Consider the following 18990-nt stretch of genomic DNA (forward strand, 5'->3'; position numbering starts at 1 on the left):
TAGTCGTGGCAAAACCCTTATGGCCAAGTCGATGTGGCTTGTAGGCTTGGCTTGCAGCGATTTAGTTCGGAATGTTACAGTCTAGAGACGAATATTTGGTATACTCTTAAAATATAATTAAAAGCTGGCATATCAGTCAGATATAACACCCTACTTTAGTGGACTTTTTCGGTCTAAATCTCTGCGTTATATCACTTTAATGCGAGATATCAATGCTATGGTTATTTTTAAGCGATAATTACGCTAACCACTGCTACTCACCGAAAGTTAATATCATTGTCGTAAACAGCTTAAGGCGACTTCCATGTTAGAACTGTTAGAACCTATTGCGATTTTTACTCATGTGGCCAGAGCTGGTAGTTTTAGTGCCGCCGCAAGAAGGCTTGGGATCTCTAAGTCTAAGGTCAGTACACAAGTCGCCGATCTTGAACATAGACTTGGTGTTCAATTAATCCAACGTACCACCCGCAGCTTAAGCCTGACTGAAGCAGGGCATTTGCTGTATCTGCAAGGTGAAGAATTGCTGCGTGACGCTGAACAAGCGATAGCCAGCGTGCATAACTTAAATGATGCGACCCGCGGTGTGCTCAAGGTGGGGATTTCCCAATCCTTTGGGGTGATGCATATCATTCCTGCGCTGCCATCCTTTATGGCAAAACATCCTGAGCTTGAGCTACAAGTGAGCTTACTGGACCATAAAGTAGATGTCGTGAGTGAAGGCTTAGATTTATTGTTAACTATGTCGGAGCAATTACCGCTTGGTATGGTTGCTAGACCTCTGATGAAGTGCCAATTCCTGTTAGTTGCTTCTCCTGGCTATATTGCTCAACATGGCGAGCCAACTCGACCTGAGCAGTTAGTTGACCACAATTGTTTGGTCTATCAAGGCGAGTGGCACGAGCACAGCATGTGGCAATTTAAGAAGGGTGATGATTACTGTGAAATTGGCGTATCGGGCAATTTCAGGGTGGATAACGCACCGGCCTTAAAATCTGCTGCAATCAGTGGTCTCGGGGTTGTGTATCTTGCAAGTTATTTGATGGAAGATGAAATTGCCAAGGGAACATTAGTGCCTTTACTGAAGGATTGGCAATTGACCCACCATCTGCCATTGCAGGCGGTTTATCCCCGTCGTAAGCACTTAGCACCTAAGGTCAGTTCTTTTATCGAATTCATCAAAGATCACATAGGCACGCCGCCGTATTGGGATGCGCCCTATGTCGAATTATTCAGTAAACGTCAGTAGAATAGGAAACATTGTTCTCAAAACCAGTTCTATGTGATTTCAAATTAACCAAGCACTTTTATGGCCATTTAAAATCAATACTTTAGATTGAGTTGATGAGTACATTTGCTGATGATTTTTTAGGGTGTTCTAAAGCACTTTTTTATAACACCCTTGAACTCTGTTCTTAATTGAATACAATGGTAACAGTTGATTCGGAATGACCTGAGTCCTATACGTTTATTGGAAATGACCCCTTTCAATTTTTGTGTACAGGTCGGCATTAATGCAGTTTTGGATCACAGCCAACAGAAGTTTGAGAACTAAAACAATGTTGGCTCTTTAAACCATCATCCTAGTTTTTGGTTTACCTCAGCCTTATCGCTGAGGTAATTTTTTATTGATGGTTTGTGCAGCCTTGAGCACAAGTTTTGTCTCCCTGTACCCTAAAGTCGCAACTGTGTGTTAAGTGATGTGAAGGCGAGTGCTAAAGCATAAATTAATACAACAAATATAGTGACCCACAGTGAGAAGGGTTCTGTTATCTAACGGGATAATGGTACCAATAAAAAAGCCACTTTCGAGTGGCTTTTTTATTGGGCGTAGCTTAAGACTTTCATCGATGTCGCTTTAGTCGTGAAGCAGGTTAACAATGCTTCACGGCTAGGCATTAAGGCATTAAAACATCAGGGTATTAGGCCTTCTTCTTGCTGGCTATCCAGAGATCGACTTGTTGCTCTAACACATCCAGCGGTAATGCGCCGTTAGCAAGTACTAGCGTATGGAAGTCGCGGATATCAAATTGACTGCCAAGCTGTTGCTCTGCTTTATGTCTGAGTTCCAGCAGCTTAATCATGCCCACTTTATAGGCTGTCGCTTGCGATGGCATAACGATATGGCGTTCAACCATTTTCACCGCATCTGATTTAGCATTGGGCGTATTATCCACGTAATAGGCAATGCCTTGCTCGCGGGTCCACTTTTTAGCGTGGATACCAGTATCAACGACTAAGCGACATGCACGCCATAGCTCCATTGCTAGACGACCAAAGTCAGAATAGGGATCGGCGTAGAGTCCCATTTCTTTCGGGAAAGATTCGCTATATAAACCCCAGCCCTCGATATACGCGGTATAGCCACCAAACTTGCGGAACTTAGGAATATTTTGCAGCTCTTGGGAAATGGCTATCTGCATATGATGACCCGGAATACCTTCGTGGTAGGCCAGTGCTTCCATTTGGTATTTCGGCATGGCTTTCATGTCATATAGGTTTGCATAGTAGCTACCGGGACGCGAGCCATCCGGCGCAGGTTGCTCATAGAAGGCTTTGCCCGCGGATTTTTCTCTAAAGGCTTCAACCTGTTTCACTATCATGGCAGCTTTAGGTTTTACTTTGAATACTTCATCCAAGCGCGATTTCATATTGTCGATGAGCTTAGTCGCCTCAGCTAAATAGGCGGCTTTGCCTTCGGCAGTATTGGGGTAGTAGAACTGGGGATCATCACGCATGAAGCTAAAGAATTGCTGTAAATCGCCTTTAAAATTGACCTTCTTCATAATGGCGCGCATTTCGTTATGAATACGTTCCACCTCAGAAAGGCCTAAGTCATGGATTTGATCGGCGGTCATATTTGTGGTGGTAGTGCGGGCCAAAGCATTATTGTAAAAGGCCGCGCCATTAGGGAGTTTCCACGCACCATCGCGGTCGTCAGCTCTGGTTGCTAAGGTTTTGATGTAACTGATGAGCTTGTTATAGGCGGGCTCGACTTGAGTTACTAGTGCATACTCAGCCTGTTGAATCAGTGCTTGCTTTTCCGTTTCTTTAATCGCTAATGCGTTCACTTTACGGCGAAAATCGGCGAGTAACGCGCTGTCGTCGCCCTTATCAAAAGGCGCACCTTTGATGATGTTTTGGCTGTCTGAAATGACATAAGCGAATACGAACTTAGGCGCGATAATGCCTTTAACTGCGCGAGCGTCTAATACTGTCTGTAATTGACTTAAGCGTTTTGGCACGCCATTTAAGCGGCTGATATAGGCCTTGGCATCGCTGACATCTGTGATTTGATGTTGGTTAATCAAGAAGGAGGCTATCATAGAGTGGCCGCCATACATTTGATTTACAGGGTAATTATGGTAGCGCCATTGGTCATCTTCGATGTCATTTTGCAGATTTTGTTTGAGTAAGGTGAGGCTGAGGTTTGTTTGTGGATCGAGTTTGGCCGCATCAATCAGATTGACCTGCGCCAGTTGTTTTTTCGTGCGCGCTAGGGCTTTATCATCGGCGGCATCACCCAGTTCATCCCATTTATCATAGTCTTGCTTGATCCCCATATAGGTTTGCGAAATGGGGCTCGCCATGATGTTTTCCATGAAGAGGGTTTCGAACAACGCATTGGCTTTGTCTGACTCGGTTTGCACCACTGCATTCATAGGTTCGCTTGCACTGTGTAAGGCTGGCGAAGTTGATGCTGCATATGCGGGAATGGTCAGTAGAGCTGAAAGGGTCAGTGCGACTAAGCTGATTTTAGTTTTTATTGGCATGATCAAGCTTCCTGGATTGAGTTGCATCAATTCTAAAGAAGCTGGACAAGAATGTATGGATATTAATGTTAGAAAATGTGTTAGCAGTAATAGTATTAAACTGCACTATTGACCACTAACACATTATTTATATAGCTATTTTAACGGCAGTGTTAGCAGAATTGTGTCAGTAAATCATTAACAAACATGTGACCTTTACTGGTTAATTGCCAATGTTCAGCGGATTCTGTGAGTAAACCGCGTTGTTTGGCCTTTTCCATTCCTTCGGTCAATGTGTCTCTGTGCTGTCCGGTACGCAGTTCAAATTCTTGCTTAGGGATAGGTGTCATCAGGCGCAGGCGATTCATTAAATATTCAAGCGCGCGATCTTCCTCTGCCACATCAATCGATTCGAAGGTGTAGTTGCTGGCACTCAGATATCCCTTGGGATGTTTAATTTTTACCGTGCGTATAATGCGGTTTTCTTCTGGCAGCGTCACTTTACCGTGGGCGCCACAGCCTATGCCTAGATAATCACCAAACTGCCAGTAGTTGAGATTGTGCTTACATTGGTAACCGGGTTTCGCATAAGCGGATATTTCGTATTGCTCATACCCTAATGCGGCCAGCTTTTGTTGACCTTGCTCATAGATATGCCAGAGGGCTTCGTCATCGGGCAACTGCGGCGGTTTTGAGTGGAATAGGGTGTTGGGCTCAATTGTTAACTGATACCAAGACAGGTGGGGCGGATTGAGCGCCGCTGCCGTGTCGATATCAGCCATGGCTTCAGCAAAACTTTGGTTGGGTAATCCATGCATTAAATCGAGGTTAAAACTCAAGTATCCCGCTTGACTGGCTTTTTGAGCAGCGACTTGTGCCTCGTTTTGATCGTGAATACGTCCAAGTAAGTTGAGCTTATCCTTAGAAAAACTCTGCACACCGATAGATAAACGAGTGACACCGGCTGCGCGATAGGCACTAAAATCATCGTGTTCTAAGGTGCCAGGGTTGGCTTCCATGGTGATTTCGATATTGTCACTAAAGGGGATTAGCGCATTGGCACCATCGAGTATGCGTTTGATTTGCAAAGCATCGAATAAGGATGGTGTGCCGCCACCGATAAAGATGGTATGAATTTGCCGCCCTTGGACGAGATGTAAGTCTTGGCGTAAGTCTTCTAATAGCGCATCAACATAGGCTTCCTGTGGCAGCTCACCATTTTGACCATGGGAGTTAAAGTCACAATAAGGACACTTTTGTACGCACCAAGGAATATGGATATACAGACTGAGTGGCGGCAGTTCGAGCTTCATCGCAGTAGTCACGGCAGTTGACGACATTATTGTGCATTCCCGCCAGTTAACACGCCTTGGGCTTGCATGGCGGCGATGAGTTGCACTAGGGCTTTACCACGATGGCTTAAGGCATTTTTCTCGTTGCTGCTGAGCTCCGCCGCGCTACATTGATAATTTTCAGGGATAAAAATCGGATCGTAACCATGGCCATTGTCGCCACGTTGGTTAAAGTCGATTTGGCCTTCCCATGCAGCTTGGCAAATAATTGGGGTTGGATCTTTGGCGTGGCGCATATACACCAGTACGCATTGGAATCTCGCACTGCGAGGTGCTGGCTGGTCTTTTATTGTCTCAAGTAGTTTCAATACGTTGTCTTGATCTTTGGCATTTTCGCCCGCGTAACGCGCTGAATAAATGCCGGGAGCGCCTTGGAGTAAATCCACTTCTAAACCTGAATCATCGGCAATGGCGGCAAGTCCGGTGATTTCGGCTGCATGTCTGGCTTTGATAATAGCATTTTCGACAAAAGTGGTGCCCGTTTCGGCCACTTCGCTGACATTAAATTGGCTCTGCGGCAGTACAGTGACACCGTAGCTGGCGAGCATTTGATCGAATTCGGCGAGTTTGCCTTTGTTGCCACTGGCGAGGACGATTTGTTGCATGGAACACCTATATCATTGGGGCGACTTATACTGCGGCAATGATACCCAAGCTGAGGGCTAAAGGACAGGAAAAGGGCGGGACGGTACAGACTTGTATCGTCCCAAAGTTACTTATGTCTTACGGCAATCTCAGCTTGGCTTATTCAACGTAGAATTTTTGCTTGAACTGCAAGTTGGTATTTAATTGATTACCATGCTTGATCGCGATATTGAAGTTTATCTCCTGATCATCGCGGTAAGGAACTTCGGCAATATAATAAATCGCATCACCTTCACGGATCTCTTTGAAGGTTAAGTTGATTCGAGCATCTAATAAGTTATTGGCGACACCGGTAATTTCAACGGGTACTGCGGGTTTACTCGCTTCGCTGATATCTAACACCGCAATGTTGATAATGCCTGTATAGCTACTGCGTTGAATGCCATAGGATTTGGCTATGCTAGGCGTTAAAAATGTACTGCCAAGTGCCATGTAATGAATGTCAAAATTGCCGACAGTTTCTTTTTGCTCTGCGTTTGCCACACCGCAAAGGCTAGCGGTGAGGGCTAATACAGCCAGAATATTACGGAACATGATGGGATACCTCATATTAGGGAATGTTTGAGTATAGGTCGCTGTGACTATTGTTTATGTCTATCTGTTTATCGATAATTTAACCGCATTCAAAGAAGTTTTTTGGTTTTTAGCCTTTCAACAGCATTAGCTCAGCTAGTTTGTCCCATCAGCTCAGTAATGATGCTTGGGATGATCTTAGGGTCAATCACGCGGATTTGCTTATGCCTGCCAAGTTCACCTTTCATTATATGAATGTCGCTCTTTGGCACTTTAAAGGTCTTTGCTAAGTACTTGCTTAAATGGGCATTGGCCTTGCCATCAATAGGCGGCGCAGTGATGGCTACTTTTAGCTCATCACCGTGCAGTCCTACAATTTGATCTCGGCTGGCCTTAGGCTGAATGTAGAGATTAAGCAGCAAGTCACCTTGCTGCAAAGTCACTGCACTCATTAGATCACAGCCCAATAAGGGATATATTGGGCAAGTAACATATTGAGGAAATTCATACCAATAATCACCAACATTACCGATAAATCTAAGCCACCAATTGGCGGTATGATACGGCGGATTGGCGCTAATACGGGTTCAGTTAACTGACCCATGACCATCACTATTGGGTTATAGCCTTGGTTAAACCAGCTCAATATTGCGCGTATCAACAGCATCCAAAACAGCAATACCCCTGCTTTTTTGATCACAGATACGACGGCAAACATCAAAAACAGCAGTATGTCTATGCCACCACCCGCGATAAGACTGATCAGCAGTACTTTGACCATCACGACCAGCAACGCGAGGACGAATGATGCGGTATCAAACCGTCCTAAGGAAGGCAGAATACGGCGCATTGGCGCGATGAGCGGGTGAGTCGCTTTGACAATAAATTGGCTAAAAGGATTATAAAAATCCGCCCTTGCCAGTTGCAGCCAAATCCGCAAAATCACCACCATCAAATATAAGTCGAATAGTGTGGTGATTAAAAAGGTAAATGCATTCATCGAGATTTCTACCTATTAAAGTCCGATATAAAAACGCGTTAGTGGAAATTAAAATGTCTTAGCCATTTCTTCTGCACGTTTAATGCAGTTTTCCATGGCTTTTTTTACTAAACCACGCATATCCGCAGCTTCAAATGTCGCCAGCGCCTGTGCGGTGGTACCGCCCTTTGAGGTGACATTCTCCCTTAGATTACCTAAGGTCAGTTGTGGATTTTGCTTTGCCATCATAGCAGCGCCGAGCGCGGCTTGCTGCACTAAAGTTCTGGCTTTGTCTTCATCCATTCCCATTTCTTTGCCTGCATCTATCATAGACTCCATTAGCAAAAAGAAATAAGCCGGTGAACTGCCCGATAGTGCAATCACTTGATCTAATTCTGACTCTTCATTAACCCACACAATTTCGCCGCCGCTGGACATCAAACGATCACAAATGGCTTTTTGCTCGGTAGAAATAGCCTGAGGCGCATAGAGGCCAGTCATGCCCACACTAATCTGCATCGGTGTATTGGGCATCGCGCGAATAAGTTTAATATCCTGCGCCAGATAATCGGTATAACGTTTTGCTTTAATGCCTGCAGCAATAGTGATGACTAACTTTTGCGACATGTCGACAGTTTGTAATGCTTCACACACTTGCTGCATCAATTGCGGTTTTACCGACAGCACTATGACATCGGCAGCTTGCGCTGCGGCTAAATTGTCTTGAGAAACCAAAATCCCTAAATCGGCTTTTAGTGCGTCGAGTTTACCTTGGCTAGGATTGGTCGCTTGGATGAGTTGAGCAGGATAGCCGCTATGAACTAGGCCACTGATGATGCTGCGCGTCATGTTGCCGGCACCGATAAAGCAGATTTTCTGTTGATCCATTTGATTCTCTTCAGTGTGTTAACCGTTAATTTGTAACAGACTCACCTTAAATCAAGATGATAAAACGGTTAGTCATTTGAATGTCAGAGCCAGATTAGTCGGCTCTCGCTAATTGATCTTAAATGTCGTGAACTTAAATACAGTATTTGGGCATAAAGCGCTAAAAACAAGGTCAAGCTCGTACACTGACCTCGAACTTCATGCCTCGAGTGAGTTTACGCAGCGTAATTGCGCTCACCAAAAATGGCACTGCCAATACGCACCATAGTTGAACCGCAGCTAATCGCTGCATCTAGGTCATTACTCATCCCCATGGAAAGCGTGTCTACATTGGGGTAATGTGATTTAAGTTCTTGAAATAGATTGTTTAACATAGAAAACTCTTTAAGCTGTAACTCAGTATCTGCAGTAGCCGTTGGGATTGCCATTAGGCCTCTCAGTGCAAGATTAGGTAACTGAGCGATAAGCTCTGCCAGTGGCAGCATTTGCGCCGCATCTATGCCAGATTTTGTGTCTTCAGCACTGATATTAATTTGAATGCAGATGTTTAATGGCGCTAATTCAGCTGGACGTTGGTCATTGAGACGTTGGGCAATTTTGTCGCGCGAGACAGTGTGCATCCAATCGAAATGCTGGGCGACTATGCTGGTTTTGTTGGATTGGAGTGGCCCGATAAAGTGCCATTCAATGTCCGGAAAATCCCCCTTGAGTGCGATAATTTTCTCCGCACCTTCTTGGACATAGTTTTCGCCAAAGCAACGCTGACCCGCTTGATAGGCTGCTATAATGTCTTCAATAGGTTTGGTCTTGCTGACGGCAAGTAAGCGAATACTGCTAGGTTGGCGGGCACATTTTTGCGCCGCTTGTGCGATCCTGCGCTGGGCGATTGCGAGTCTGTCTGCTATTGTTGTCATGATGTAATTATCTAGTTGCAAGGATATCCCAAACGATGGAAATCACTGAGTTATTAGCATTTAGTGTAAAACACAAAGCCTCGGATCTACACCTTTCTGCAGGGATATCTCCCATGATCCGTGTCGACGGTGAAGTGAGAAAGATTAACCTGCCCGCGCTCGATCACCAAGGCGTACATAGCCTAGTGTACGACATAATGAATGATAAGCAGCGCAAGGACTACGAAGAACATTTAGAAATCGATTTCTCGTTCGAAGTCCCTAATCTTGCGCGCTTTCGTGTTAACGCATTCAATCAATCCCGTGGTGCTGCGGCCGTATTTCGTACCATTCCTAGCGACATCTTGTCACTTGAGCAATTAGGTGCGCCGGAGATTTTTAAAAAAATCGCCAGTTTCCCTCGGGGATTAGTCCTAGTGACTGGACCAACGGGTTCGGGTAAGAGTACCACACTTGCCGCTATGGTGGATTACGTTAACGAAAATCGACACGATCACATCTTAACCATTGAAGATCCTATCGAATTCGTTCACCAAAACAAGCAATGTTTGATTAACCAGCGTGAAGTTCACCGCCATACCCACAGCTTTAATGCGGCGCTTAGAAGCGCACTGCGTGAAGATCCGGACGTGATTTTAGTTGGTGAGATGCGTGACCTTGAAACCATTCGTTTGGCGATGACCGCCGCAGAAACAGGCCACTTAGTGTTTGGTACTTTGCATACCACCTCCGCCGCGAAAACCATTGACCGTGTGGTCGACGTATTCCCCGCCGGTGAAAAAGACATGGTACGCACTATGTTGTCGGAATCGCTGCAAGCGGTTATTTCGCAAACACTGATTAAAAAGGTTGGTGGAGGCCGTGTCGCCGCCCATGAAATCATGATGGGCACTCCCGCTATCCGTAACCTTATTCGTGAAGACAAAGTGGCGCAGATGTATTCGGCGATTCAAACCGGTATGGCCCACGGAATGCAGACCTTAGAGCAATGTTTACAGAACTTAGTCAATCGCGGTCTTATCACCCGTGAAGATGCAATGGCGAAGAGTTCGAATAAACAAGCGACATTTTAAGGATTTATGATGGATGTTCTTCCGTTTTTAAAAGTGATCGTTGAGCGCAAAGCCTCCGACTTGTTTATCACAGCTGGCTTTCCGCCAAGTGCTAAGATTGACGGTGAGTTGCGTCCCTTGGCCGAAAGTGCCTTTACTCCGGCACAATCACTGGATTTTGTTGAATCCTTAATGACCGAAGCGCAGAAACAAGAGTTTCATTCGACTCGTGAGTGTAACTTTGCTTTTGCGGCAAAGGATTTAGGTCGTTTTCGGGTGAGTGCATTTTGGCAGCGTGAATCGCCTGGCTGCGTGATGCGCCGTATTGAGACTAAAATCCCTGACGTCGATGATTTAAAACTGCCACCCATTCTGAAAGATCTGGTGATGAGTAAACGTGGCCTCATCATTATGGTGGGCGGAACGGGTACGGGTAAGTCAACATCTCTGGCGGCCTTGGTGGGATATCGTAATGGTCATGCTCGTGGTCATATTCTCACGATTGAAGATCCAGTCGAATTTGTTCACGACCACAGAAAAAGCATTATCACCCAGCGTGAAGTGGGCATAGATACTGAGTCTTTCGATGCGGCGCTAAAAAGCTCCCTTCGCCAAGCACCCGATGTGATCTTGATTGGTGAAATTCGTACCCAAGAGACGATGGAGTTCGCCCTGTCGTTTGCGGAAACAGGCCACCTCTGTATGGCAACCTTGCATGCCAACAACGCCAACCAAGCATTAGACCGCATTATGCACCTCGTGCCTGAGAGTAAACATCAGCAGTTATTGTTCGATTTGTCATTGAATTTGCGCGGTATTGTGGCGCAGCAATTGATCCCAAAAGTCGATGGCACTGGGCGCCGCGCCGCGATTGAAGTATTGATCAACACCCCAAGGGTGGCGAGTTTAATTGCGAAGAACGAGCTGCATTTGCTCAAAGAAACCATGGCTAAATCGAATGAGCAGGGTATGCAGACGTTCGATCAGGCCTTGTTGAAACTTTATGTCGATGGCGAGATTAGTTACGCCGATGCGCTGCATCATGCTGATTCACCGAACGATTTACGTTTGATGATTAAATTGCAGAATAAAGAATCCACGGGCTCAGGCTTTATGGAAGGTGTCACCTTAGACATGGACTAACGCGAGAGTCAGGTTCTAGGTTAAGCAGCTCTTTATGGGCTGCTTTTTGTTGGTGTCGTTAGATTTTCGTTCAGCTCAATCGGTTTTACTTCATCGCTATGCGGTCGTTAACCATAGCTTTTATTTTTTAATTCAATATGATCTTTACCTAGTACGTTTACGTAATGTACCGGTAAAGGAGAAAGCAATGAAAAAATTACCTATGATATTCGCTATGACAGCGAGCTTGATGAGTGTTGGTGCTATGGCGGCCACTTGTCCTGAGTATTTGAACCTTGAAGTACGAAAATTACATTCTGAAGAGACAGTTAATCTGTGTGAATTGACTCAGGGAAAGCCAGTGTTGATTATTAACACTGCGAGTAACTGTGGTTATACCCCGCAGTTTAAAGCGCTCGAAGCATTGCATGAAAACTATAAAGACAAAGGCTTAGTGGTTATTGGTTTCCCATCGGATGATTTTTTCCAAGAAGAAAATGATGAGAAAGACACGGCTAAGGTGTGTTACATCAATTATGGTGTCACTTTCACTATGTTGTCGACTTCAGCTGTGCGTGGCAGTGACGCCAATAGCGTATTTAAATACTTAGCCGAAAAAACCGGTGCGCCTAAGTGGAATTTTTATAAGTATGTCGTTAGCGGCGATGGCGCAGTTGTGCAACAGTTCAATTCTAAAGTGAAGCCAGATAGCGAAGAGCTTAAGCAAGCAATAGAATCTGTACTTTAATTTTATAAGTATTTATTAATTAAGAGGCTGTTTTGGCTAAATTTTCAGGCTTATCCAAAGAAGTTGGACACGGACAGCGCGGCAAAGTGGGCGTGCTGTTATTAAATTTAGGTACGCCAGATGCACCCACAGCATCGGCTGTTAGGCGTTATCTAGCTGAGTTCTTAGCAGATCCCCGCGTAGTCGAAATTCCTAAATTAGTGTGGATGATGATTTTACACGGGATCATTTTGCGGGTACGCCCAGCAAAATCGGCGGCGTTATACCAGAAGGTATGGACAGCGGCCGGCTCACCGTTAATGGACATTAGTTTGCGTCAAACGGCGAAGTTAGCCGATAAACTTAACGCCGATAACCATGATGTTTCTGTCCATTTAGCAATGCGTTATGGCAGTCCATCGGTCGCCAGTACTTTGCAAACTATGCATCAAAATGGCATTGATAAAATCGTGGTGTTACCTCTGTATCCCCAATATGCGGCGCCAACTACGGGTTCTGCTTTTGATGCGATTGCGGCTGAGTTGTCTAAGTGGCGCTATATTCCATCGTTGCATTTTATTAATACTTATCATGATAATGCTGATTTTATTAATGCGTTAGCGAGTTCGATCACGGCTGATTTTGAAGCCCATGGTAAACCGCAAAAATTGGTGTTGTCTTATCATGGTATGCCTGAGCGTAATTTGCATTTAGGCGATCCGTATTATTGCTTCTGCATGAAAACGACTCGACTAGTTACCGAAAAGCTTGGGTTAGGCAAAGATGAGTTTGTGATGACATTCCAATCGCGTTTTGGTAAAGCAAAATGGCTACAACCTTATACCGATGCGACTTTGAAAGCGTTGCCGCAACAAGGCGTGCGCGATATTGCTATCGTTTGCCCCGCTTTTAGCGCCGATTGTTTAGAGACGCTGGAAGAAATTGTTGGTGAGAATGGTCATCTCTTTGCCGAGGCGGGTGGTGAGAAGTTCCGTTATATTGCTGCACTAAACGATGATGATGCGCACATTACTATGATGGCCAACTTAGTGAAGCCACATTTTTGATCCGGTAATATATCGGGTTAAACATAAAACTGAAAAGGATAAGGCAACTTATCCTTTTGTTTATATATGGTTTTTTATTGTGGCATTACTTGCTGAAGTTATTTTCAAAGTAGCTTTCAATAATCAGTACGGCAGACACAGCATCGACTTGGCCTTTGGTGAGCGCCTTGAATCCGCCTAACTCGAATAATCTTGCCTTAGCATCGGTAGTGGTTAATCGCTCATCTTGAGTGGCTATTTTGACTTTGAACTTAGCATTGATACGGTTCGCAAATTTACGCGCCCTGTGGGTCATATCTTGCTCAGTGCCATCCATGTTTAAGGGCAGACCAACAACCACTAGGTCGGGTTGCCACTCTTTGATTAAATCGCCTATCTGATCCCAGTTGGGGATCCCATCGACGGCTTTGATTGACAATAATGGCGTGGCGCTAGCGGTGATTTCTTGGCCTATAGCCACACCAATACTTTTAGTACCAAAATCAAAGCCTAATACGGTTTTCGAATTCATAGTGTGCTGACTTATATTAAGAAATAGGCTTAAGCGTGACCCGCTTGAGCTGAAACCTGCCAAGCATCAAATCCAAGAGCTCGGCTGGCCTGTGGCCAACGGTCTTCGTGTTTAATGTCAAACAAGAGTGCATTGGTTGCTGGAATCGTTAGCCAAGAATTATCGGCAAGCTCTTGTTCGAGCTGATCTTTGCTCCATCCAGCATATCCTAATGCGACGAGGAACTTCTCTGGCGATCTGTTGCTTCCAATAGCGGTTAACACATCGCGTGAGGTGGTTAGCATTAAACCACAACCCAGATCTGTGCTGTTGGCCCAATAGGGCTGAGAGGTATGCAGTACAAAGCCACGATCTTGGGAAACGGGTCCGCCCATCATGACATTGGCATTGAACGCTAAATCGGTGGAGACTTGCTCAGCTGGCAAATCCATTTGTTCTAATAGCGAATTAACTTCGATACCGAGCGGTTTATTGATCACCAGTCCCATGGCGCCTTTGGCATCATGTTCACAGATATAGATGACTGAGCGTTCAAAAAACGTATCGTGCAGTGAAGGCATGGCAATTAAGAAATGGTTCTGCAAACTCTCCATTAAACTACTCCGTTCGATGTGGCTAAGTTGATCTAGCATGCTGCTATATTGCTAAGTCGGGCGAGATTAACCGCCAGCTAATTTAACTTTGTAGTTCTGCTTCTCAAGCAATAGCTTTAATTGCTCGCGGTTATCGGTTTGGACCTCAATAGTGAAATCTTTAACCGTTCCACCACAACCACATTGTTTTTTAAGGGTCTGAGCCATTGCTTTTAACGCGGTTTCATCGAGACCTAGGCCTGAGATAATCGAAACGCCTTTGCCTTTGCGGCCCTTACTGTCTCTATGGATCCTGACTATACCGTCGGATTCAGGAATCGCTTTAGTGACGGGCTCTGCATTAATACGGCCTTTGTCGGTGCTGTACACTAAGGATACATTAGGATCTGCTTTCATAGATTTCATTCATTGGTGTTAAAAGATGACTTATACCCGTTGAGTTTATCAAATTTGCAGGGGTTCTGGGAGGTAAAAAAAGACCACTTGAGGATTATCCTTAAGTGGTCTGAACAAAATGCTAACTCTTTGCAGGGAAGTAAGCATATTTTTGAAAAAGAGAGCGTTATCCGCCGTTTTAATTCATGCGCATAAAGACCATGACGATCAGCGCTACTGCGGTCACTAAGGCGCTGGGCATAATAAATTTATGCAGCTTAGGTAACGCAATTAAGCAGGCGGTGGTTACAAAGCCGAATGCGGCGACTGTCGCATAATTAGTGCCATTCGCGACGGCATCGATGACCAACCAGCCAAGTACAATGAGAGGTAAAATCAGTAAGCTGACGGGCAAATGGCGCTTTATTTTTGCGTTATTTGCCTCGAGTGAGATTTTTTCTGGCGCAAGGAAAAAAATGGCTGATGCAACCAAAAACGCGCTAATAAACCAGTACATTTCATTATCCCTCTTAATCTCAATTGATAATCATTATCATCTTTGGTTTTGCTGAAGTCAAGCTGAATGAGATGCTGCTTTTTAATCAATTGAGTTGTAGATCAGATGATTGCTCTGTAAGCTAAATTCATATCTCTGATACTTGTCTTTGTTCGGTTCGAACATCTGAGGAAATTAAGATGAAAAATATTTTTGTAGCTTTAGCCGTGCTGGCATTAAGTGCCTGTAGCTCGATGAAGTCTGGTTGGGACTATGATCCTAGCGCCAATTTTACCCAATATAAAACCTATGCCTGGGTTGCTCAGAAAGCCGATTCTGCCGGATATCATCTTGATGGCTTGATGGATCAAAGAGTAAGAGAAGCGGTTAATAGCCAGTTAGCGAGTAAAGGCATGACATTAGTCGATGCGAAAGACGCTGATGTATTGGTTAACTACCTCACCAAAGTCGATAAGAAAATCAACGTTGATACCTTCAATAGTAATTTTGGCTACAACCCATACTATGGTCCAGGATGGGGTTGGGGCGGCAATATGCAGACCCAAACTACAGTGAGAGAATATGAAGTTGGTACTCTGATTATTGATTTAGTTGATAATAAAACCACTAAGCTTATCTGGCGTGGTTCTGTTGCCGATACCATTCGCGACAAAAATACCCCAGAAGAAAGAGTACAGATCATCAATCAAGCGGTGGGTAGTGTGATGGCAAATTATCCCCCTAAGCCTGACACTAAGTAGTCCTGACTCAGTTTGAATAAAAATTAAGCGGCCTGAGGGCCGCTTTTTTGTGGCTGATTTTTATGCGTTTTGCCCATTCGATTAGATGATCTGCAGTTATTTATCATCTGATTGAATTAACGTTATTAATACTTATTAAAAATTTTGGTTATCTAAACAGTCGTGAGAAGTAGTTTTACGTATAACTGGCTATTTTGTTTGCAATTTATACAGTGCCATTTTGTGGTTGTAGGTATTGGCAATTCATTATTGATGAAGTGATGAATTAATTTTTCTAATGATGAATTCAAAATAAAATCATTATAGAACTGAGGGTTTCTCAGGCAGAATCTGTTTCTTTACCTTGTTGGTAGTAGCAAAGATGCATGAGACGCAGATTATTGGATTACTTTGGCTGATTGGTATTATTGCCGAGGCTATGACGGGCGCTCTGGCGGCGGGTCGCAAGCAGATGGATTTGTTTGGTGTGGTGATCATTGGCTGCGCAACGGCGATTGGTGGCGGCACACTAAGGGACATGATGCTCGGCAATTACCCCTTAATTTGGGTTGAGCACGTGAATTACCTTATTGCGATTGCATTTGCTTCTTTACTCACAGTCGCTATCGCTCCTGTGATGCGTTATTTGTCTAAGTTGTTTTTAGCTATCGATGCCTTAGGGTTAGCCGTGTTCTCTATCGTGGGCGCGCAGAAGACCTTAATGTTGGGATTTAGCCCAACGATTGCCGTGGTGATGGGATTGGTGACGGGCGTTTTTGGTGGCGTTATCCGCGATATCCTGTGTAATCAAGTGCCTTTGATTTTTAAGAAAGAACTCTACGCGGTGATTTCACTACTGACGGCTGGTTTGTATATAGTCTTAAAAGCCTATCAATTAACCGAGTGGATTAATCTGGTTATTTGTCTGAGCGTTGGTTTTAGCCTGCGGATGTTAGCGCTGCGCTATCATTGGTCTATGCCGACCTTTGATTATCAGGCCAATGGCGATCAGCACACACATTAGATCGTAAAAAATCGTAGATATACAATCGTAAAAAAACAGGGCAGCTAAGGCTGCCCTGTTTTTTTAGCGGTAAATTACTGCTGGGCTTGAATGTTTTTCAGCGCTTCAAGTGCAGCATCGTAGTTAGGATGCTCGGTGATATTCGGAACTAACTCTTGGTATTGGAGTTTACCTTCGGCATCTATGATGAAAATAGCCCTCGCGAGCAAGCCGTAATCTTGAATCAACAAGCCATATTTTTCACCAAAATCACGCCAGACAGAATCGGATAGTACTTTGATTTTATCTACGTTTTCTACTTTGCAGAAACGTTTCTGTGCAAAGGGTAAATCGGCACTGATGGTTAGCATGACCACGTCATCGGAAAAATGGCCCACTTCGCTGTTGAAACGTTTAGTTTGTAGTGCACACACGCCCGTATCTAAGCTTGGTACGGCACTTATCAACACGGTTTTACCCTTAAAGTCGCTAAGCATGACTGGCGCAAAATGATCATCAACCACTTTGAATCCTGGCGCCATTTGCGACAGCTTAGGTAACTTGCCTTCCAAGGTGACGGTTTTTTCACCCATAAGAACCTGGTTTTTCTCACTGGCAAGCACATTGGGGCTCATCAGCACTAAGCCATAAATACAGCTGGCGGCTAAAAATGAAACGTATTTTTGCATTGGATTTCCTCGCACATGAATATCTGTGCCTTCGCTAATATCTGTCCTTTAAGGTACGCTAAAATGCTATGCAGAACCATAAAAAAAGGCCGGCAATTGCCGACCTTTGTTATTCATTTAGGGTTATTTGCTGAGTGGCAATTCTTTGACATGAATATCCATTTGTGGGAATGGAATACCGATATCTGCTGCATCTAATGCATTTTTGATTTGCTCAAGCAGTTGGAAACGAGCCGTCCAATAATCAGCCGTTTTTACCCAAGGGCGAACCACGAAATTAATTGAAGAGTTCGCTAATTCAGCCAGTCCAACTGTATATGATGGATCTTTTAACACATATTGGTTGTTGTCTAAAATCTCAGTTAAGATTTTCTTCGTGAGTGCGATATCGGCAGAATAAGACACGCCAATCACTAAATCGATACGGCGAGTATCCATTGCCGAATAGTTAGTGATAGTGCCATTCATGATGGATGAATTTGGCGCCACAATAACCTTGTTGTCTGGTGTGCGAAGTTTGGTTGAGAATATAGTAATTTCATCAACAGTACCGGCAATGCCAGCGGCTTCAATATAGTCACCAACGCGGCAAGGGCGGAATAACACCATTAACACGCCCGATGCGAAGTTAGACAGAGAACCCTGTAGCGCTAAACCCACCGCTAAACCAGCGGCACCGATAACGGCGACCAACGATGCGGTTTGTACGCCAATTTGGCCTAAGGTGGCAATCACTGCGAAAACAAACACAATTGCCCAAGCGAGGTTTGCGACAAATGAAACAACGGTCGGATCAACTTTACGGCTGTTCAGTAATTTACGAACCAGCTTTTGTGCTACGCCGGCAAAGTATTTACCAACAAAGAAAATGATAATGGCAAATAAAACTTTTAAGCCATAAGTCACAATCAGATCCGGTGCTTGCTTTAATAAACCTTCAAGGTTTTCCATTTAATAACTCCCTAAATATACGCTAACTAAAACTATTTATTATTGACGATAAATTGTACTCGTCGATTTAAACTGCGCCCTTCGCTAGAACGGTTGTCCGCTACAGGTTCAGATATACCTTTACCCATTACGGTAAAGCGATTTGGATTAAAGCCATAATCTTCAACCAAAATACGTTTCACATTTTGAGCGCGCTGAAGTGACAGCAGATAATTAAACTCAGGCGTGCCAACGATATCCGTGTGGCCCACTAAGGTTAATGCGACATCATTCGCTGCTAAATATGCTTTCACTAAGGCTAAAGTTTTCCATTGCGAAAAGTCAACTTCGGCAATGGCAAATTCAAAATACACCACAGCGGCAGAAATATTATGACAATCTGCGCTGAACTCAGCATTGGGATTACTCGTACTACAATCTGCTGATGCAGTCGCTTCCACCTCGACCTCTTCAACACAGCCATTGGCCATTACTTGCGTGTCTGGCGCTGTGTTAGGGCAGGCATCTTTGATGTCAGGCACGCCATCTTGGTCAGTATCAGACCAAGCGAATACCTGCGATGTCAGGCTTAAACTTAATAGTAAAAGTACCAGCTGAATCCATCGAGATTGGGAGTTTTTCACT

At 44.4% G+C, this 18990-nt stretch carries 22 protein-coding genes; 7 read left to right on the plus strand and 15 right to left on the minus strand.

Annotated features, from left to right (window positions below):
- Nucleotides 1–304 precede the first annotated feature (304 nt).
- Complete coding sequence (locus DYH48_RS04750) at nt 305–1246, plus strand: LysR family transcriptional regulator (RefSeq protein ID WP_006082526.1); 942 nt, start codon at nt 305–307, stop codon at nt 1244–1246.
- A gap of 673 nt (nt 1247–1919) precedes the next feature.
- On the opposite strand, the gene DYH48_RS04755 is transcribed toward DYH48_RS04750, so the two are convergent.
- The 8 genes from DYH48_RS04755 to DYH48_RS04790 form a co-directional block, all read right to left on the minus strand.
- Nucleotides 1920–3770 carry a DUF885 domain-containing protein gene (locus tag DYH48_RS04755; RefSeq protein WP_115334185.1) on the minus strand — a complete coding sequence of 617 codons (1851 nt, stop codon included), beginning with the start codon at nt 3768–3770 and terminating at the stop codon, nt 1920–1922.
- 152 nt (nt 3771–3922) lie between these two features.
- A complete protein-coding gene (hemW, locus tag DYH48_RS04760; RefSeq protein WP_115334186.1) occupies nt 3923–5089 on the minus strand; it encodes a radical SAM family heme chaperone HemW in 1167 nt (388 codons plus the stop codon).
- Nucleotides 5089–5706: an RdgB/HAM1 family non-canonical purine NTP pyrophosphatase gene (gene rdgB / locus DYH48_RS04765; protein ID WP_012089754.1), complete on the minus strand. Its 618-nt coding sequence runs from the start codon at nt 5704–5706 to the stop codon at nt 5089–5091. The genes hemW and rdgB overlap by 1 nt, the downstream gene beginning before the upstream one ends.
- 139 nt (nt 5707–5845) lie before the next feature.
- Nucleotides 5846–6280 (minus strand): DUF4426 domain-containing protein, encoded by a 435-nt coding sequence (locus DYH48_RS04770; RefSeq protein ID WP_011847369.1) that lies wholly within the window; start codon nt 6278–6280, stop codon nt 5846–5848.
- A 131-nt stretch (nt 6281–6411) separates the two neighbouring features.
- A complete protein-coding gene (gene yggU / locus DYH48_RS04775; protein ID WP_006082521.1) occupies nt 6412–6711 on the minus strand; it encodes a DUF167 family protein YggU in 300 nt (99 codons plus the stop codon).
- On the minus strand, nt 6711–7259 hold the full coding sequence (locus DYH48_RS04780; protein ID WP_006082520.1) for a YggT family protein: 549 nt from the start codon (nt 7257–7259) through the stop codon (nt 6711–6713). The genes yggU and DYH48_RS04780 overlap by 1 nt, the downstream gene beginning before the upstream one ends.
- A 48-nt stretch (nt 7260–7307) precedes the next feature.
- The gene (gene proC / locus DYH48_RS04785) at nt 7308–8126 is read right to left on the minus strand and encodes a pyrroline-5-carboxylate reductase (RefSeq protein WP_006082519.1); all 819 of its coding nucleotides are present in this window, start codon (nt 8124–8126) and stop codon (nt 7308–7310) included.
- 215 nt (nt 8127–8341) lie between these two features.
- The gene (locus DYH48_RS04790; RefSeq protein WP_012197408.1) at nt 8342–9040 is read right to left on the minus strand and encodes a YggS family pyridoxal phosphate-dependent enzyme; all 699 of its coding nucleotides are present in this window, start codon (nt 9038–9040) and stop codon (nt 8342–8344) included.
- A gap of 35 nt (nt 9041–9075) precedes the next feature.
- Here DYH48_RS04790 and DYH48_RS04795 point away from each other — a divergent pair, with 35 nt between their 5' ends.
- From DYH48_RS04795 to hemH, 4 genes are all read left to right on the plus strand, one after another.
- Complete coding sequence (locus DYH48_RS04795) at nt 9076–10113, plus strand: type IV pilus twitching motility protein PilT (RefSeq protein WP_006082517.1); 1038 nt, start codon at nt 9076–9078, stop codon at nt 10111–10113.
- 9 nt (nt 10114–10122) lie between these two features.
- Nucleotides 10123–11235: a PilT/PilU family type 4a pilus ATPase gene (locus tag DYH48_RS04800; RefSeq protein WP_006085705.1), complete on the plus strand. Its 1113-nt coding sequence runs from the start codon at nt 10123–10125 to the stop codon at nt 11233–11235.
- 187 nt (nt 11236–11422) lie between these two features.
- Nucleotides 11423–11962, plus strand: coding sequence for a glutathione peroxidase (locus tag DYH48_RS04805; RefSeq protein WP_115334187.1), 540 nt, complete (start codon nt 11423–11425; stop codon nt 11960–11962).
- 32 nt (nt 11963–11994) lie between these two features.
- Complete coding sequence (hemH, locus tag DYH48_RS04810; protein ID WP_006085703.1) at nt 11995–13008, plus strand: ferrochelatase; 1014 nt, start codon at nt 11995–11997, stop codon at nt 13006–13008.
- 85 nt (nt 13009–13093) lie between these two features.
- Here hemH and ruvX read toward each other — a convergent pair whose 3' ends face one another.
- From ruvX to DYH48_RS04830, 4 genes are all read right to left on the minus strand, one after another.
- Nucleotides 13094–13519 (minus strand): Holliday junction resolvase RuvX, encoded by a 426-nt coding sequence (gene ruvX / locus DYH48_RS04815; protein WP_006082513.1) that lies wholly within the window; start codon nt 13517–13519, stop codon nt 13094–13096.
- Nucleotides 13520–13548: 29 nt separating this feature from the next.
- Nucleotides 13549–14112, minus strand: a complete 564-nt coding sequence (locus tag DYH48_RS04820; RefSeq protein ID WP_006082512.1) for a YqgE/AlgH family protein — start codon at nt 14110–14112, stop codon at nt 13549–13551.
- Nucleotides 14113–14178: 66 nt separating this feature from the next.
- Nucleotides 14179–14508 (minus strand): stress response translation initiation inhibitor YciH, encoded by a 330-nt coding sequence (yciH, locus tag DYH48_RS04825; protein WP_037392612.1) that lies wholly within the window; start codon nt 14506–14508, stop codon nt 14179–14181.
- Nucleotides 14509–14686: 178 nt separating this feature from the next.
- Entirely contained in the window at nt 14687–15004 is a 318-nt protein-coding gene (locus DYH48_RS04830; protein ID WP_012089750.1) for a hypothetical protein, read from the minus strand.
- A gap of 179 nt (nt 15005–15183) precedes the next feature.
- Here DYH48_RS04830 and DYH48_RS04835 point away from each other — a divergent pair, with 179 nt between their 5' ends.
- Together DYH48_RS04835 and DYH48_RS04840 are read left to right on the plus strand one after the other, a co-directional pair.
- The gene (locus tag DYH48_RS04835) at nt 15184–15744 is read left to right on the plus strand and encodes a DUF4136 domain-containing protein (protein WP_006082509.1); all 561 of its coding nucleotides are present in this window, start codon (nt 15184–15186) and stop codon (nt 15742–15744) included.
- Nucleotides 15745–16105: 361 nt separating this feature from the next.
- Nucleotides 16106–16747, plus strand: coding sequence for a trimeric intracellular cation channel family protein (locus tag DYH48_RS04840; RefSeq protein ID WP_006082508.1), 642 nt, complete (start codon nt 16106–16108; stop codon nt 16745–16747).
- A gap of 74 nt (nt 16748–16821) precedes the next feature.
- Here DYH48_RS04840 and tpx read toward each other — a convergent pair whose 3' ends face one another.
- The 3 genes from tpx to DYH48_RS04855 form a co-directional block, all read right to left on the minus strand.
- Nucleotides 16822–17415 (minus strand): thiol peroxidase, encoded by a 594-nt coding sequence (tpx, locus tag DYH48_RS04845; protein ID WP_115334188.1) that lies wholly within the window; start codon nt 17413–17415, stop codon nt 16822–16824.
- Between the two features lie 123 nt (nt 17416–17538).
- The gene (locus tag DYH48_RS04850; protein WP_006082505.1) at nt 17539–18366 is read right to left on the minus strand and encodes a mechanosensitive ion channel family protein; all 828 of its coding nucleotides are present in this window, start codon (nt 18364–18366) and stop codon (nt 17539–17541) included.
- A gap of 32 nt (nt 18367–18398) precedes the next feature.
- Nucleotides 18399–18989 (minus strand): OmpA family protein, encoded by a 591-nt coding sequence (locus DYH48_RS04855; RefSeq protein WP_115334189.1) that lies wholly within the window; start codon nt 18987–18989, stop codon nt 18399–18401.
- Between the last annotated feature and the right edge of the window lies 1 nt (nt 18990).

Origin of the sequence: Shewanella baltica (assembly GCF_900456975.1) — a bacterium.
GTDB lineage: Bacteria > Pseudomonadota > Gammaproteobacteria > Enterobacterales > Shewanellaceae > Shewanella > Shewanella baltica.

What these genes read in the sequence shown, in the direction of transcription:
- DYH48_RS04750 (WP_006082526.1), top strand. Translation starts at nt 305, where the DNA reads ATGTTAGAACTGTTAGAACCTATTGCGATTTTTACTCATGTGGCCAGA.
- DYH48_RS04755 (WP_115334185.1), bottom strand. Translation starts at nt 3,770, where the DNA reads ATGCCAATAAAAACTAAAATCAGCTTAGTCGCACTGACCCTTTCAGCT.
- hemW (WP_115334186.1), bottom strand. Translation starts at nt 5,089, where the DNA reads ATGTCGTCAACTGCCGTGACTACTGCGATGAAGCTCGAACTGCCGCCA.
- rdgB (WP_012089754.1), bottom strand. Translation starts at nt 5,706, where the DNA reads ATGCAACAAATCGTCCTCGCCAGTGGCAACAAAGGCAAACTCGCCGAA.
- DYH48_RS04770 (WP_011847369.1), bottom strand. Translation starts at nt 6,280, where the DNA reads ATGTTCCGTAATATTCTGGCTGTATTAGCCCTCACCGCTAGCCTTTGC.
- yggU (WP_006082521.1), bottom strand. Translation starts at nt 6,711, where the DNA reads ATGAGTGCAGTGACTTTGCAGCAAGGTGACTTGCTGCTTAATCTCTAC.
- DYH48_RS04780 (WP_006082520.1), bottom strand. Translation starts at nt 7,259, where the DNA reads ATGAATGCATTTACCTTTTTAATCACCACACTATTCGACTTATATTTG.
- proC (WP_006082519.1), bottom strand. Translation starts at nt 8,126, where the DNA reads ATGGATCAACAGAAAATCTGCTTTATCGGTGCCGGCAACATGACGCGC.
- DYH48_RS04790 (WP_012197408.1), bottom strand. Translation starts at nt 9,040, where the DNA reads ATGACAACAATAGCAGACAGACTCGCAATCGCCCAGCGCAGGATCGCA.
- DYH48_RS04795 (WP_006082517.1), top strand. Translation starts at nt 9,076, where the DNA reads ATGGAAATCACTGAGTTATTAGCATTTAGTGTAAAACACAAAGCCTCG.
- DYH48_RS04800 (WP_006085705.1), top strand. Translation starts at nt 10,123, where the DNA reads ATGGATGTTCTTCCGTTTTTAAAAGTGATCGTTGAGCGCAAAGCCTCC.
- DYH48_RS04805 (WP_115334187.1), top strand. Translation starts at nt 11,423, where the DNA reads ATGAAAAAATTACCTATGATATTCGCTATGACAGCGAGCTTGATGAGT.
- ruvX (WP_006082513.1), bottom strand. Translation starts at nt 13,519, where the DNA reads ATGAATTCGAAAACCGTATTAGGCTTTGATTTTGGTACTAAAAGTATT.
- DYH48_RS04820 (WP_006082512.1), bottom strand. Translation starts at nt 14,112, where the DNA reads ATGGAGAGTTTGCAGAACCATTTCTTAATTGCCATGCCTTCACTGCAC.
- yciH (WP_037392612.1), bottom strand. Translation starts at nt 14,508, where the DNA reads ATGAAAGCAGATCCTAATGTATCCTTAGTGTACAGCACCGACAAAGGC.
- DYH48_RS04830 (WP_012089750.1), bottom strand. Translation starts at nt 15,004, where the DNA reads ATGTACTGGTTTATTAGCGCGTTTTTGGTTGCATCAGCCATTTTTTTC.
- DYH48_RS04835 (WP_006082509.1), top strand. Translation starts at nt 15,184, where the DNA reads ATGAAAAATATTTTTGTAGCTTTAGCCGTGCTGGCATTAAGTGCCTGT.
- DYH48_RS04840 (WP_006082508.1), top strand. Translation starts at nt 16,106, where the DNA reads ATGCATGAGACGCAGATTATTGGATTACTTTGGCTGATTGGTATTATT.
- tpx (WP_115334188.1), bottom strand. Translation starts at nt 17,415, where the DNA reads ATGCAAAAATACGTTTCATTTTTAGCCGCCAGCTGTATTTATGGCTTA.
- DYH48_RS04850 (WP_006082505.1), bottom strand. Translation starts at nt 18,366, where the DNA reads ATGGAAAACCTTGAAGGTTTATTAAAGCAAGCACCGGATCTGATTGTG.